This is a genomic window from Anoxybacillus andreesenii, assembly GCF_030813005.1.
GTDB classification, from domain to species: Bacteria; Bacillota; Bacilli; order Bacillales; family Cytobacillaceae; genus Robertmurraya; species Robertmurraya andreesenii.
This window is the reverse complement of sequence record NZ_JAUSTU010000033.1, coordinates 1-13,979: the sequence shown is the minus strand read 5'-3', so window position 1 is coordinate 13,979 and position 13,979 is coordinate 1. Positions and strand designations below refer to the sequence as shown.

The window sequence follows — 13,979 nt, the reverse complement described above, 5'->3', positions numbered from 1 at the left end:
AACATTGAGTAAACAAGTTAATGCCCCTGCAAAAAAGCCTTGAAAAATCAAGGCTTTTCTTTAGCTTATGACTCCCTTTTTATCATTCGATAGAACTCATCCTTCTCATCAACTGAAAAGAAGATTCGACGGATAGAGCCGCTTTCCTTTCCGAAAAAATCTTTATTCTTAATTGGCTCAATCAATACGATTTCAAAAGTCGGTCCATCAAACCCCAACAAAGACAGATCTAGGACTTCCTTTTTCTTTCGATCGGCTTCATAGTTGATGCCTCCACTTTTTATCTCTTCAATATTTTCGATATCGATCAAGATTCGTGGTCGTATTCCAATTTTCATGGAAAGCTGACCGTTTTCTATCAGTATGGGATTCTTTATTACCGCTCTCGTATCCCAAATAAGAAATATCAAAAGTAGAATGCAAATAATCAAATGAAGCCAGTGGAGGAATGGATTCCAATTGTAAAGAAGAAAGGATACTCCGACAGACTCAAGAATAAGAACGAATATCATTGCGCCGATAAAGCCAATATAGCCCGACTTTTTATGGTAGGTAAAATACTTTTCCTCTACTTCGCTTTTTAAAATGGAACTATTCATAAAAAACCACCTCCTCATCCTTATCTTCAGCATAAAACATAACGTTACGTTAGTATCAAGAGAAAATTCTATATTTGTTATTGTTTTCGTGCCTTTTTAACTCTTTTTTCACATTCTGGACTTTTCTCTAGATTATGGTCTGGTACTGGATTTTGTACTTTTTCCTTAGCCCTCTTCATTTCTTTATCCAGTAGAAGCATGTATCTTCTCACCAACTTTCTAAAAAAACATAAACTGTCTCCTAGGAGCATGTGAGGTGGGAGTATGTCAAATCCGGAGAAAAACAAGCTTAGAAATCAACTCATTGAGATCTGTCATGAAATTGAGAGTACAGTGAAAATAAAAGGGTTGAATATCCATTCTTCCCCTTCTGAAAAAGGCAAACAAAATTTACTCGCTTTTTTAGCTTTTCGAAGGTTTGTCTCGGAAGATCTGGAAAAGGATTTAATCCGTCACGGGCTAACTTCTAGCCACCATCTTCATCCCCATGTATGCTTTTCCCTAAATAAAATGATTGATAATCTGTCCAGCGAAAAGAATAAGCCCCAGCCCCTCACCCCAGCAATCGAACCAGACGAAGCAGCTAGCATAAAAGAGAATAGAAAAATGGCCCTATTGGGGACAAATATCGAAATAAACGACAAAGCCATCATGGTTACCCTCGACCAATCTATGATCAAAAATCCCGAAATTTTGACTGAACTATTACGAGCAGGAATGACCATCGCAAGAATTAACTGTGCTCATGATGGGCCTGAGATTTGGCGACAATTAGTAAGTAGAATACGCGAGATTGAGGCCGCAAACGAAGAAGGAAGCAGATGCAAAATCTATATGGATCTCCCAGGACCTAAGATTCGCATAACTGAGCTTAAAAAAGACAATCCCGATTTCCCTATCTCTGAAAAGGGTGGGAAAATAAAGCTGAAAAAACATTCGGTTATTCGAATTTATAGATCCAAAAGAATTCCCGACTTTCTCCAGGTTGAAGCTCCTTCATTCGCTATCAATCTTCCTAAAGCATTGGCTAACGTAAAATATGGGGACAGAGTTTTTATAGATGACGGTAAGGTGACGGCGAGGATCGTCAATACTGAGCTTAATTTTGTGGAGGCAAAAATTATCCGGACACATAAAAATCTGGTTGAATTGAAAGTTGGGAAAGGAATTAATTTGCCGGATTCCTTAACCTATTTGAACCTCCCTGCATTAACCGAGCGGGATATAGAGTATTTGCCAATTGTATGCGAGCTGGCCGATATTATTGGACTCTCCTTTGTCCATCAGCCGCGTGACATCCAAAAATTAAAAGAGCATATTGACGGTCTAACAACAAAAAAAATTGGCATAGTGGCCAAAATTGAGACGAAAGCTGCCTTTCAACATTTAACGAAAATTTTGCTGGAGGGCCTCAATCTAGATTCTTTTGGAATCATGATTGCACGCGGGGATCTAGCCGTTGAAATGGGGTATGAGCAGCTGGCGATTCTTCAGAATTCCATCAAAGCTCTTTGTGACGCAGCACATATTCCTGTTATTTGGGCAACAGGAGTATTAGAGAAAATGGCGAAAAAGGGAATCCCTGCAAGGACTGAAATCACCGATTTATTTATTGGATTAAGTGCCGATTGTATTATGCTGAATAAAGGTCCGTATATTATTGAAGCAGTTAACCTAATCGAACAAGTAAAGTACTTGTATTTGAAAAATAAAACTAAACGGAGCGAATTTCTTTCTTCTTTTGTTCAATACGGCGGCTATTAATCCCTCAATCATATCCCCAGAAAAAAGACATTGGATTTCTCCAATGTCTTTACCTAGCTCCTCGTTCATAATGATTCATATCAGTTAATTCAATAATATATTCATAGTTGTCAATGGATTTTTGGATGCTATCAATTTCTTCTTTTGTGTAGCTTGGATCTTCCATTTTCTTCATCAGTTCTTTTTTAAGCGCTTCCAATTTGCTTTTTACTTCTTGATAATCCATTTTCCACACCCCTTATCCATATCAAAATGTAAGTTTATTACATATCCATCATAACATACAAATCTTAATATATATGTGGCAGGGATGTGACAGTTATTCGTTTTTTATCGCTGTAGCACTCCCTATACTAATAATTTGATCCGATTCCCTGAAGGATCTGAGGTTACAAACTCTCCTTTTTCCTCTGTAACAGATGCACCCATTTTCTTCAGACTAGTAACGATGTTTGCCCGTACTTCCTCACTGGGTAGAACCAATGTAAATGATTCAAGACCAACGCTATTTTCAGGCGGAGGTGGTGCCCCCACCCCATTCCAGGTATTTAATCCGATATGGTGATGATATTTACCCGAAGAGATAAATAGCGCTTGACCTCCATAGCGAGTTACGACTTCAAGTCCAAGCCCTTTTGTATAAAACTCTTCCGTCTTACTTAATTCTGATACATGTAAATGGATATGCCCCATTACCGTATCCGGTGGAAGACTCTCCCAAGGCTCTCCTTGTCCCTCTGCTAGAACACCCTCTGCATCCATTGGTTCAGTGGCCATCATAACTTCAAAATCTCTCCATATCCATGTAGAAGCTGGTCGATCTGAATAAATTTCAATCCCGTTTCCGTCTGGATCAGCCAAATAAATGGCTTCACTAACAAGATGGTCAGATGCCCCTTGCAAGGGATAACCGACCTGCAACAAATGCTTCAGTACTCTTCCTAAATCAGCTCGCCTTGGCAACAAAAGGGCAAAATGATACAAGCCCGTTGTACGCGGCTGCTTTGGGATAACATGATTCGGCTGTTCAATGGTTAATAAAACCGTTTTTCCATCAGCAGTCAGATCAGCCACCTTGTCCGTTTTCTGCAACACCTTAAAGCCAATTACTTCCTCGTAGAAAGCAATCGAATGTTCTAAATTTTGTACTTTTAAATGAACCTGTCCAACAAAAGTGATAGGTTTTTGGTGAAAATTCATTCTTGAAAACCTCCAGTTATAAAAAACTCGTCACATTTACTTTAACATATTAAAGCCCCTAACTCACGCGAGGAAGGGGCTTAGTTCAATAACAGAAAAGAGCTTTCTTTATAATGCTCTACCGCTTAACACGAGGTTCAAAAACTCCAATTCATCAAAGGTCAAATTCTTATCAGCCGCTTTCTTTTCCCATACATCCGAATTCAGAATTCCTTTGTCACGAGCCTTCTTAAAAGTTTCTTCGGCCTCTTGCCATTGCCAATCCGCCCAATTTGGTTTCATCCCTGTCAGCTTCCTTTCCGGGGTTGAAGGTACTTTTTTCTTTAGCCCAAATATCTGAACCAAACCATTCACATGGCCAAGTCCGATTTTTTCTATAAAGGAAGATCTACTAAGATTCGCAGCGTCATTCCTATGATCAATAAATCCATTTTCCGTCAATATCGCTGGCATGTTAGATTCTCTAACCATGTGGAAATTTCTCCGCTTCTTCCCCCGATCCACCATACCAGTTTGCTTGATGACCTCTGCATGCAAAATATTCTGGTTGGCTACGCTTGCCTTGCTCGGTGAAGTATAGATATAATCCTCATACCCTTCTCCTCCACCTGCATTAATATGAATGGATAGTAGATAATCCGCTTTCCACGAGTTAGCCATATCTGTACGTTGTTTTAGCGTGACGGTCTTATCGGTTTCACGACTCATTTTGACCTGGACATTTTCATAATCCATGAGGAAATCACGTATTCTTAGGGAGATGGCCAAGGTTAACGATTTTTCTAAGAGTCCGTTAGCCTTGGCTCCCGTATCTGTTCCCCCATGCCCTGGGTCGATAAAAATTTTTACCATTGTTATCACCCCATGCCATTATATGCAGGCAATAACCGTTTGATTGGGCTTGTCTATAGATGAACCAAAACAAAAAAGAAACCTTTTCTTATATCACAAGGTCTAATATATAGAGATCAAGGATTTGAGGTGTTCAAATGAGTATATCGGAAATCGGAATTTTATTGGTTATATACAGTGGACTCATGACCTTCTTTTTGGTGCCTTTCCAGCGGCAGAAAAATGTAGCGGCGCAAACTCAAACGTCTCTCACCTTCCAAACCGTTTTTAAGAACCATTTAGTGAACATGATTTTTCATAGAAAGGCACTTTTTGCATACTTATTATTTGGCTTTACCTTATGTATTATTTGGTTTGGATATGATGCTGAAGAAGTTCATTACAATGCTCACAGTGGCTATCCATCCATTAGCACAGATTTTCAAGCTCTCTTCGTGATGGGTCTCACAATTATTTATTCGATTGTTCTTTGTTTATTCCTTGCACTAATTAGAACGGTCAAGACGATAAAGCCGAAAAACAGGAATCGTTAGTTCTCAGGTGCGTTATTAGCCTGGCATATTTCTTTCATTCACTGCCTTCTTCCACTATACTTAGTAGTATTAACGGGATGGAAAGGAGACGAATGATATGTCTATGTTAAAACAATTCAATCTTGCAAGAACTTCTTTACTTACATTGATCAAGGATTTAGATGAAGACATCCTCGATCATTCATTTAAATACTTTGAAAATACCATTCGCTGGCATATTGGCAATATTCTTTTTGTAGATGAAAAATTACTCTTTGTCAGCCAACAAAAATCTCAGAATATTCCTAAGGAATATGCAGAGCTCTTTAGCTCGGATATAAAAGTCTCCGATTGGACGATTAAGCCTCCTACACTTACTGAGCTAATCGAACACTTAGAAGACCAACAAAGTCGAATCAACAGCTTCGGTGAGCTTTTTTGGAAGTCCGATGTAAAATTCAAGGTTCCTTATGGACATGTCGAAACACATGGGGATTTATTGATTATGCTGGCACACCGCGAGTCAGAAATTCTCGGTACGATCAAAGCGATGAAGCAAGTATATGATTTTGAATAAGAGCAAGAACTCGCCAGGAAGCAGGCGGGTTTTTCTTTTCTCTATTGCATTCAACCATAATTTCCTATAGGCACTGTGGGAATGATTTTGTTATGCTAGAGTAGTATCGTATGTCCATCTGCGAAGTCTAGACGGACATTAAGTAGAAAGGAGAAAGCAATGCAGAAAATTTCAAAATCAAAATTCATGATTATTGCTGGATTCGTTCTTAGTTCTATGTTGATGGTGGCCTGCACCGATAATGATTCGGCCGAATCAAATAATAAAGCGGAAGAAACAGCAACTACTGAACAGACCTCCAATGAGGCCAAGCTGACAGAGGAAGAACAACAGGCAAAAGAGGAGCAAGCGAAGCAGGATGTTGCTAAAAAAGCGGAAGAGGAAAAACAAGCTGCAGCTCAAAAACTCGGTCTTGTTGCAGCAACAATATCAAGAGTGGTTGACGGTGACACAGTTCAGCTGTCTGACGGAAGCAAGGTTCGCCTGGTTGGTGTGAATACCCCAGAATCTACTACCCGAACAGAAGAGTATGGCAAGGAAGCTAGCAATTATACAAAATCCAAATTAGAAGGAAAGCAAGTTTGGCTACAAAAGGATGTTTCCGAAACTGATCGATATCAACGCTTATTACGAATCGTGTGGCTAGATATTCCTACTGATGATATGGATGATCAAGAAATCCGCACCAAAATGTTTAATGCTGATTTGGTAATTAACGGTTATGCTGAGCCCTCCACCTATCCACCTGATGTTAAATACAGTGAGTATTTTGTAAAGTATGCGCGAGAGGCACGGGAAGCAAATAAAGGCCTATGGGCATTTGGAGAAAATGGGACTACAAAGGGTGACCTTGATCCGAAGGGTACCGCTTCAAAAGGTACAAGCTCGAGCGGAGCTTCTACCACTGGTAGTAATTCCGGTAATTCTTCTGCATCAAACAGTAAGTCTGGCAATACTTCTACTTCGAGCAGCAATTCTGGAGGCACTTCTACTTCTACAGGTGAAAAAGAATACTTCCAAAACTGTACCGAATTACGAAAGGTGTACCCGAATGGGGTTCCATCCGATCACCCAGCCTATCAGGCAAAGATGGACCGTGATAAAGACAACTATGCTTGTGAACGATAGCATGAAAGCTTAAAAAGTCCTAAAGAATAAAAGGAAATGGTCAGAGACCTTTTACTCTCTGACCATTTTTTCCTTATTCTTTCCCTCCAGGAAATTCAATCCCCAGCTCTAAAAGCTGCGCTTGAGCTTCTTTTCCCTCGTTATTTCCCCTGCTCTTTCTTTTCAAATGTTTGAACGATAGAATATACAAAAAAACTTCGGGAATTAGAAATCGTTAAAAATCTCTTTTAGTTCCACAATAAATCCTTCTAGAAACTTGGATGAAATGCCACCCACCCCTGTTTTAATATCATGTTGAATATACATTTCTTCTTCATTTAGAGCATAAACCGTTACAGAATTTAACATAGGATTCACGATCCAGTATTCTTGAACGCCATAATTCATATAAAGGTTTAGTTTTGTTATTAAATCATGTGCTTGATTGGATGGACTTAGAATTTCGACAATCAGATTGGGGACCCCAACATATCTTGCATCTGTAAAACCATGACGATCACAAATCACAGTGAGATCTGGAATGACAATTTTTGTTCCTTCCATATTCTCCTTTTTTAATTCAACATCAAAGGGAGCATGGAATACTTCACAAGACTTATCTGTCAAAAAATGATCAAATTGAACAAGAAGCTTTCTCGAAATTCTTTGGTGTTTAGTAGATGGAGAGGGAGACATATACACCAACCCATCAATATATTCCAATCGATCATCAGCAGTTTCACGGATTTCAAAATAATCTTTTACAGAGATTGGATCATTTAGATATAGAGTCATCCTTTCCACTCCTATTCCAAGTCTTTATGTCCATGTTATCATGCAACAAAAATGGAAGATACTACTATTATTACATAAAGTATGAATGTGACTAAAGACCCCTTACAAAGTTATTTAGAGTTTTTATCCCACTCTTCTCCCTACCCAATGTGAAAATAACGCTATTGGAATAAATAACAAAATAAAAGGCAAACAAATGAAAATGATGTTCCATGTGATGATTTCGTGCGCTAATAAGGTGTGGAATAATACCAAACTATAAGGAATGACAATGATGATTGACGTAAACGCACCAGGAGTTATCGAATGGAATAATAATGACTGACCGATATGCGTAAAAGCATGTAAAAAGAAAGTTAGCATAACAATAGTAAAAATATAGATGTTTCCAAAAGGACTATCATTAAGATATTGAATTGCCATTATGGTCGAGCCGCTTACGAGTAAAAAGATAATTAAAACGGCGACAGCAAATTGTGCTGTGGACATCGAAAATTGTTTGATTACTTTATCCGCCATTTTTTTAGGTAGTTTTTCATAAATCACATTTGAATATTTATTAAGCCATTTTTCCATCATAATAATTTCTTCAAAGTCATGAAAAATAAACAAAATGGGAAACAACCAGATAAGTGTTTGAATATCAAGCAACTGTTCCATACTCTCCCCAAAGCAATTTGTTCTTCAAAAATAGGTACATGTAATTGCCCTCCTTTTTATCGACGTTTCATTGATTATTTAACAATATGTCGTATATAATCTCATTATAGAAAATATTCCCATGGATTCAATGAGCAGTTTTCTATATTTTGTTATTTAAACGACGGTTGTGCCGAAATTGTTGTATATTTTACGAAAATTAAAAGGTTGTGGAGAAATGGCGAAGAAAGTGGACTTACGTGTATTGAGGACGAAGAAACTAATAAAAGAAGCATTTATTTCCCTTATCGGGAGAAAGGGATTCGAAGCCATAACCATTCAAGATATTGCTGAAGAAGCTCTAATTAATAGGGCAACTTTTTATTTGCATTATCAGGATAAATTTGACCTGCTTGAACAAATTAGCAATTCCTATTTGGAGGAATTAATGGAAGAGATAAATATTACTTTTCATCTAAAAAAAGGCGAGGTCGATGTCAGTCGTTTCAAAATCACATTAAGAAGAGTTCTTGAAAATATTAAAAAAAACCAAGATTTTTATATTGTCATGCTAGGGCCAAATGGAATCCCAAACTTCACTGACCAGATCGAAAGATTATTATCAGAAAAATTCAAAATGACTCTCACCTCCCTTTATGGAGACTTAGAACAATTGGAGGTACCTCCTGACTTTATTCTCAGCTTTATCAGCTCGGCATATATTGGGGTCATAAAGTGGTGGCTTCATGCTGGTAATAATTATTCCCTTGACTTTATGGTAGAGGAGCTTGCAAATATTATCACGAAAGGTCCCATGAATACCATCGGACATAAAATTATTTTTAAAGAAGAAAATTCACATTAAGTTCTTTAACACCTTCAGACAGAAAGAGGAGAGATGAGCCTAAATATTTTAGTTCATTCTCTCCTAATCATTTTCATTCATTTTGTACAATCAAACGATTGATTGACGTTATAATTTACCTCGTTCCACGAGCCCCTCATACATTTTCTTCAGAGAGATCCTCATATTTGTATTCCCCCCACTATAACTTATCGGGATGTCGGTGCCTTCGAGTTTGGACTTGATTTTTTGATACATTGCATGATTATTAACACTTTCATTAAAAAAAACAAGATCTGCCGATTGGATGAATTCCAAATCAATCCCAAGCTCCTCCGGTTGAATAAAGCGAGCAGACGGAAGCCATTCCCTTAATTGATCCTGCCAGCTTTTCAGGCCTCCAACAATCACACACTTCTTCCCGTTTATAACAGCTGCCATTTCTGCTTCACTTAATTCCTGCTCCTTGGACTCTTCCATTGAAACGAGCTTCTTGCGAAGTGTATCTAGCTGATTTTCTAAATCTATAATTTTTTCATTTTTCTCTTCAACCAGCTTCTCTTTTTTCAATAATTGCTTTTCGAGCTCCTGAACCTGTTCAATCAAACGATTGTTTGACTCTGTTAATCGTGTGATATTCGCTTGTTTTTGTTCCTCTTCCTTCTCAATGAGCTGAATTTTCCTTTCATACTCCCTTTTCAGGTTAAAGAGCTCTTGCTGCACCTCCTCCTGAGAGGTAACGATTAAATCATGCTTCGTCAAATTATAGTCGGTTGCCAAGGCATAAATTAACAAATAGGTTCCAAGAAGGCTATGGGGTTCTTCCTTTAGCTCAAATATTTCTATAGACGATAGACAGAGCGAAACAATTTCCCTCATTTTCTGTTGATCAATGCTTATGATATTTTGTAGATCTAATGGATTAATATTGCAATATTGCAGGATCAGAGCGACCTTGCTTAACCCTTTATAAAAATCATGGGATTCCATTTCGTGATGAAGGCCCTCTTCTGATTGCTCTTCATTGTGCTGCTTATTCATCGACACAATGAGATCCTTTAAAGGCAAACTAAAATCCTTCTTCATGATCCCTATTTTTCGATATTGCTCAAGAAATGCTTCCGCTGCCTCCATTTCTTCCGGCTCCGCCACCATATCTAGAAAGACCTGACCAATAGAATCCTTCATCAAGGTGATGTCAAATTCATCAAAAATAATGGTTTTGTTGAGCTCCCTACAGAGATACAAGGCAATTCCAAAAAGATGGGCTGAATGAATATTTTTCTCTAGTACATTCTTCTTTACATAGTCGATATATTGGTCCCTCAGCTTATAGAAATCTACCTTCAGCTGATTCTTCACAAAATTATAGACGAAACGGTAGCCCTTCTTAATCATCTTCATTGTCGTTTGATTTGAATCAAACGTTTGTTCAAGAAGATATATCCCAATAAACTGTTGAATGGCACGATAATTTTGGACAGATAGACTCGCTAGCCTCCTGTCCTGATAATAGATGCTGTTCTTAAATAATTCATAATGGGTATCTCGGTTTTTCCGATAAGATCTTGCAATTTCATCATGCAAGCTATCCCTCGAGCCAATCGCCATGATGATGAGCAAGTCGAAATCTGGGATATTTAGCAAGGGTGCAAATTGTTCATATTTAGATTCTAAACGAATTGATTGCATGGTCTACCCTCATTCTGTAAGATGATTCCCCTCTATTTTACAATAACCATAGAACTGAAAGAAGCCTCTCAAAAGTTTGCTAAAACTTCTGAGAAGCCTCGATTAAATTGTTTTTGATCCTTTCGAATTCTGAAAAACTCCCTCTTGATGACCATTTCTAATTTTTTCAACATTCTTATTGATAGCATGTCTAATAACATGGCTGTATAGAAGCTTCTTTAGCCCTTTAACATTGGATCCATATTTCTCATAGAATTCATCAGGTGTATTAAATATACCAAAATCTTGAGCAATTCCTTCACTTTGGATAAATGTGCTCCTACCTGTCCATACGACCCCTGGATTCTTTAAATTCTTTGTCGCGATTCCATATCCACAAAATGAACCTTTGTTATCACTAAATGTTTGCTGGATCTTTTGCAAATATTCTTCATCTAAAATTAGCCCCTCCAAAAAAATCCATTCCCTTTGAAAATAGACCTCTACCCAACTATGAATGATTTCCTTCGGTGCCATTTTATAAGCTAGAGGGGTTAGTGCCCCTTCTTGTAAGTCCTTATGGATGGTAAAGCCATGGAAACGGCAAGGGATATTGACCGCTCTTAGCAGCGCCATAAAAAGGGTCGATTTTGTATTACATTGGCCGTAGCCATCTGCTAAGACTTGTGAAGCTTTAATATCATCTGAAGCATTATAGCCAAACTTAATATCATCCTTCACAAAATGATATATTTGTTTAATTTTTTCCCCTTCTTCTAGCTTCTCCCACCCATTCTTTTGAATTAAGCTTTGGATAGTAGGAGATTGATAATCTAGGATTGGCGTTATTTTAAGATAGTCTTTCATTGAAAGCAGCTCCTTTTGTTTTCTCACTTCCATATTAGTCTTAATTTTCCATAATTACTTGAACGGAGCTGCTATTCTTGAATACTTCACTAGGGGTAACACCAAACATTCTACGAAATGTCCTCGAAAGGTGGGCAGAATCTGAAAAACCTGCATTTACAGCAGCAATTGTAAAGCTTTTGCCATTGAGCATTAAGTGAATCGCTCTTAAAAGCTTTTGCCACAAAATAAAATACTTAATTGAAATTCCAACCTCTTCCTTAAATAGATGCATTAAGCGGCTTTCAGACAGAAAAACAGCTTTTGCGAGTGCTGTTGAGTTTAATTCTATCCCTTCATTTTTAATAAGACACTGGATGTTGGCTACCCTTGGGTCAATATGATTTTCAGACTTGTTTTGACTTTGGTCGTATCCAATTAAATGATCGAACAGCTTACCTAAAATGTCCTGAAGTTCATTCACCTGCAACGGCTCTTCTGCATTGACAGAACGAAAAAGTAACCTCAGGTTCACATCTAAATTAAGGAACATTTTCTTTCCTAACACCTTCGATTTTAATTCCTGACCAATGATCGATTCTGGATCAATTAGAATAATGACTTGACGTGCATCAAGTCCTGTAAATTGATGTTCGACATCATTGCTTATTATCATGGCGTGCGTATGTATTTTCTTTTCTTTGAACAATACATTAAATCCCTTTTGATGACCAATAGAAATTTGAATGAAGTGATGGGAGTGAGGGCTAATATCTTTAATATCCCCTACGCAAATACCCATTTGATTAAGAAAATAGATCACTAGTTTTTTCATTTAGAGCTCCTCTTACTTGGTCGTATAAGAGAATGGCTTCCTGGAAACTATTCTCTTGATAGACGAACTTCCCCTATGGATGAAAAATCATTCAGTATAACTACAACAAAAAGGACTAGTCACCTAAATGATTAGCCCTTTAATCTATTATTTCATTAATGTTAGAGCAGCTTGATCAGCTATGATCACAACATTGCTATGCTTTTGCAAAATGGATGCTGGGAAACTCTCGGTGATCTCTCCGTCGATCAGCCGTTTCATCGCCTCAGCTTTTTGTTCGCCAGAAGCAAGCAAGATGATTTTCTTCGCTTCCATAATCGTTTCGAGCCCAATCGTGATGGCCTTTGTTGGGACGTCCTCCATTTTTTCAAAAAATCGTGAGTTCGCCTTTATCGTTGACTCCGCTAGATCGACGACATGGGTCCTGCTTGAAAAAGGAGTCCCTGGTTCATTAAACCCGATATGACCGTTTAAACCAATTCCCAAAATTTGAATATCAATCTGATGATCTTTCATTAATCCCTCATAGTTACGACATTCCTGATCGAGGTCAACTGCCGTTCCATTAGGTAGATGTGCATTTTCTGGATTTATATCAATATGCTTAAAAAGCTTATCATTCATGTAGTAGTGATAGCTATTCGGATCATCCTTGGAAAGACCCACATACTCATCTAAGTTGAAGGTCGTGACACCCTTGAAGGAGAACTCCTTTTGTAGATTTCGCTTAATTAGCTTTTCATACAATCCCTCTGGTGTGGAGCCTGTTGCTAGTCCTAGCGTAGTTTGTGGCTTTGCCCTGAGATGCTCAGCAATAATAGATGCTGCCCTTTCGCTCATTTCCTCATAATGTGTAACAGAAATGATTTCCATTCTATAAATAACTCCTTTTCAATCTCAATAATTGTTTTATCTATTTCCTAATTCTATATTCTGCGCAATACTGAATATTTCCTTCTGTCTCATTAGAGTTCACATATATTTTCTATTTCCTCCATTTATTGCATATTTATGTGTTACCCCCCAATGGTTCCACAATAGTCTCCACTTATTAGCCACATGGGAGAGTTGCTCCTCATTAGAATGCTGTGGTGCATAAAGGTTTTGGCATATTTGAAAACAGCCTATCTATTTCTGATACTTTTTCTACCTTACTTACTTCCACTCGCCCATATTGATACAATTTTTGAAAACGGATCGCACCCATTAACAGGGAGGAGAGGTCTGATATATCAATGGTAATTTCCACATCTGCCTTGTCTTCTTGAATGACGGCAGCTTTTCCTTCATGAAAATTGATCACGACTCTTCGACTATTCTTTTCTACAAAACTATCGATGATATTTATAGCCAATTTGACCGTTTCATGATTAAAACTGTGTTCACTTAACTGTTCGATAAACTTTTCGATATCGATGATTCGATACATAAGTCCCACACCAGCACTATTGCTTTCATGATAGACACTTGGAATTAAACGATTGGAGCCGTTTCTTGGGTCATGGATGAAAAACTCCACGGCATCATCTTGGGTAGTCAACTCAATTCGAGAAATTTGATCGTTTTGACTGTTGAGAAACGTCGATAGTTTGGATAAAGCCTGAGGGTTTTGATAAATTATCTCTTTAATCACCAGATTATTATGGCTCTTCGCTATTTAGTGTTGAAAAGACAAATTACTAGGACCTTGCCGTTTCTATCATTCCTTGAGTATCATGGGTATTTGGTACCTCGCTAA

Annotated in this window: 16 protein-coding genes; 5 read left to right on the top strand and 11 right to left on the bottom strand. The window is 37.9% G+C overall.

Annotation, left to right across the window (positions count from 1 at the left end; all coding sequences use genetic code 11):
* Positions 1-65 precede the first annotated feature (65 nt).
* Positions 66-599 carry a hypothetical protein gene (locus tag J2S07_RS19620; protein ID WP_307152101.1) on the bottom strand — a complete coding sequence of 178 codons (534 nt, stop codon included), beginning with the start codon at positions 597-599 and terminating at the stop codon, positions 66-68.
* Between the two features lie 264 nt (positions 600-863).
* On the opposite strand from J2S07_RS19620, the gene J2S07_RS19615 reads away from it, so the two are divergent.
* Positions 864-2,363, top strand: a complete 1,500-nt coding sequence (locus J2S07_RS19615; protein WP_307152100.1) for a pyruvate kinase — start codon at positions 864-866, stop codon at positions 2,361-2,363.
* Between the two features lie 49 nt (positions 2,364-2,412).
* Here the strand turns inward: J2S07_RS19615 and J2S07_RS19610 are convergent, their stop codons facing one another.
* The 3 genes from J2S07_RS19610 to J2S07_RS19600 form a co-directional block, all read right to left on the bottom strand.
* Complete coding sequence (locus J2S07_RS19610) at positions 2,413-2,589, bottom strand: DUF3896 family protein (RefSeq protein WP_307152099.1); 177 nt, start codon at positions 2,587-2,589, stop codon at positions 2,413-2,415.
* Between the two features lie 122 nt (positions 2,590-2,711).
* The gene (locus J2S07_RS19605; RefSeq protein WP_307152098.1) at positions 2,712-3,563 is read right to left on the bottom strand and encodes a VOC family protein; all 852 of its coding nucleotides are present in this window, start codon (positions 3,561-3,563) and stop codon (positions 2,712-2,714) included.
* 108 nt (positions 3,564-3,671) lie between these two features.
* Positions 3,672-4,415, bottom strand: coding sequence for an N-acetylmuramoyl-L-alanine amidase (locus tag J2S07_RS19600; RefSeq protein WP_307152097.1), 744 nt, complete (start codon positions 4,413-4,415; stop codon positions 3,672-3,674).
* Positions 4,416-4,552: 137 nt separating this feature from the next.
* On the opposite strand from J2S07_RS19600, the gene J2S07_RS19595 reads away from it, so the two are divergent.
* The 3 genes from J2S07_RS19595 to J2S07_RS19585 all read left to right on the top strand — a co-directional run bounded on the left by J2S07_RS19595 (position 4,553) and on the right by J2S07_RS19585 (position 6,632).
* Complete coding sequence (locus tag J2S07_RS19595; RefSeq protein ID WP_307152096.1) at positions 4,553-4,948, top strand: hypothetical protein; 396 nt, start codon at positions 4,553-4,555, stop codon at positions 4,946-4,948.
* Between the two features lie 97 nt (positions 4,949-5,045).
* Entirely contained in the window at positions 5,046-5,504 is a 459-nt protein-coding gene (locus tag J2S07_RS19590; RefSeq protein ID WP_307152095.1) for a DinB family protein, read from the top strand.
* Between the two features lie 159 nt (positions 5,505-5,663).
* Entirely contained in the window at positions 5,664-6,632 is a 969-nt protein-coding gene (locus J2S07_RS19585; RefSeq protein ID WP_307152094.1) for a thermonuclease family protein, read from the top strand.
* A gap of 204 nt (positions 6,633-6,836) precedes the next feature.
* On the opposite strand, the gene J2S07_RS19580 is transcribed toward J2S07_RS19585, so the two are convergent.
* Both J2S07_RS19580 and J2S07_RS19575 read right to left on the bottom strand, forming a co-directional pair.
* Positions 6,837-7,406: a Uma2 family endonuclease gene (locus J2S07_RS19580; protein ID WP_307152093.1), complete on the bottom strand. Its 570-nt coding sequence runs from the start codon at positions 7,404-7,406 to the stop codon at positions 6,837-6,839.
* 123 nt (positions 7,407-7,529) lie between these two features.
* Positions 7,530-8,066, bottom strand: a complete 537-nt coding sequence (locus J2S07_RS19575) for an HXXEE domain-containing protein (RefSeq protein ID WP_307152092.1) — start codon at positions 8,064-8,066, stop codon at positions 7,530-7,532.
* A 217-nt stretch (positions 8,067-8,283) separates the two neighbouring features.
* Between J2S07_RS19575 and J2S07_RS19570 the strand changes: the two genes are divergently transcribed.
* Entirely contained in the window at positions 8,284-8,910 is a 627-nt protein-coding gene (locus J2S07_RS19570; protein WP_307152091.1) for a TetR/AcrR family transcriptional regulator, read from the top strand.
* A gap of 108 nt (positions 8,911-9,018) precedes the next feature.
* Here the strand turns inward: J2S07_RS19570 and J2S07_RS19565 are convergent, their stop codons facing one another.
* The 5 genes from J2S07_RS19565 to J2S07_RS19545 form a co-directional block, all read right to left on the bottom strand.
* Positions 9,019-10,581, bottom strand: coding sequence for a hypothetical protein (locus J2S07_RS19565; RefSeq protein WP_307152090.1), 1,563 nt, complete (start codon positions 10,579-10,581; stop codon positions 9,019-9,021).
* 102 nt (positions 10,582-10,683) lie between these two features.
* Positions 10,684-11,427: a transglutaminase-like domain-containing protein gene (locus J2S07_RS19560; protein WP_307152089.1), complete on the bottom strand. Its 744-nt coding sequence runs from the start codon at positions 11,425-11,427 to the stop codon at positions 10,684-10,686.
* A gap of 40 nt (positions 11,428-11,467) precedes the next feature.
* Positions 11,468-12,241 (bottom strand): AraC family transcriptional regulator, encoded by a 774-nt coding sequence (locus J2S07_RS19555; protein ID WP_307152088.1) that lies wholly within the window; start codon positions 12,239-12,241, stop codon positions 11,468-11,470.
* Positions 12,242-12,388: 147 nt separating this feature from the next.
* Positions 12,389-13,114, bottom strand: coding sequence for a glucosamine-6-phosphate deaminase (gene nagB, locus J2S07_RS19550; RefSeq protein ID WP_307152087.1), 726 nt, complete (start codon positions 13,112-13,114; stop codon positions 12,389-12,391).
* Between the two features lie 205 nt (positions 13,115-13,319).
* A complete protein-coding gene (locus J2S07_RS19545; protein WP_307152086.1) occupies positions 13,320-13,874 on the bottom strand; it encodes a sterol carrier protein domain-containing protein in 555 nt (184 codons plus the stop codon).
* Positions 13,875-13,979: the final 105 nt, after the last annotated feature.

What these genes read in the sequence shown, in the direction of transcription:
- J2S07_RS19620 (WP_307152101.1), bottom strand. Translation starts at nt 599, where the DNA reads ATGAATAGTTCCATTTTAAAAAGCGAAGTAGAGGAAAAGTATTTTACC.
- J2S07_RS19615 (WP_307152100.1), top strand. Translation starts at nt 864, where the DNA reads ATGTCAAATCCGGAGAAAAACAAGCTTAGAAATCAACTCATTGAGATC.
- J2S07_RS19610 (WP_307152099.1), bottom strand. Translation starts at nt 2,589, where the DNA reads ATGGATTATCAAGAAGTAAAAAGCAAATTGGAAGCGCTTAAAAAAGAA.
- J2S07_RS19605 (WP_307152098.1), bottom strand. Translation starts at nt 3,563, where the DNA reads ATGAATTTTCACCAAAAACCTATCACTTTTGTTGGACAGGTTCATTTA.
- J2S07_RS19600 (WP_307152097.1), bottom strand. Translation starts at nt 4,415, where the DNA reads ATGGTAAAAATTTTTATCGACCCAGGGCATGGGGGAACAGATACGGGA.
- J2S07_RS19595 (WP_307152096.1), top strand. Translation starts at nt 4,553, where the DNA reads ATGAGTATATCGGAAATCGGAATTTTATTGGTTATATACAGTGGACTC.
- J2S07_RS19590 (WP_307152095.1), top strand. Translation starts at nt 5,046, where the DNA reads ATGTCTATGTTAAAACAATTCAATCTTGCAAGAACTTCTTTACTTACA.
- J2S07_RS19585 (WP_307152094.1), top strand. Translation starts at nt 5,664, where the DNA reads ATGCAGAAAATTTCAAAATCAAAATTCATGATTATTGCTGGATTCGTT.
- J2S07_RS19580 (WP_307152093.1), bottom strand. Translation starts at nt 7,406, where the DNA reads ATGACTCTATATCTAAATGATCCAATCTCTGTAAAAGATTATTTTGAA.
- J2S07_RS19575 (WP_307152092.1), bottom strand. Translation starts at nt 8,066, where the DNA reads ATGGAACAGTTGCTTGATATTCAAACACTTATCTGGTTGTTTCCCATT.
- J2S07_RS19570 (WP_307152091.1), top strand. Translation starts at nt 8,284, where the DNA reads ATGGCGAAGAAAGTGGACTTACGTGTATTGAGGACGAAGAAACTAATA.
- J2S07_RS19565 (WP_307152090.1), bottom strand. Translation starts at nt 10,581, where the DNA reads ATGCAATCAATTCGTTTAGAATCTAAATATGAACAATTTGCACCCTTG.
- J2S07_RS19560 (WP_307152089.1), bottom strand. Translation starts at nt 11,427, where the DNA reads ATGAAAGACTATCTTAAAATAACGCCAATCCTAGATTATCAATCTCCT.
- J2S07_RS19555 (WP_307152088.1), bottom strand. Translation starts at nt 12,241, where the DNA reads ATGAAAAAACTAGTGATCTATTTTCTTAATCAAATGGGTATTTGCGTA.
- nagB (WP_307152087.1), bottom strand. Translation starts at nt 13,114, where the DNA reads ATGGAAATCATTTCTGTTACACATTATGAGGAAATGAGCGAAAGGGCA.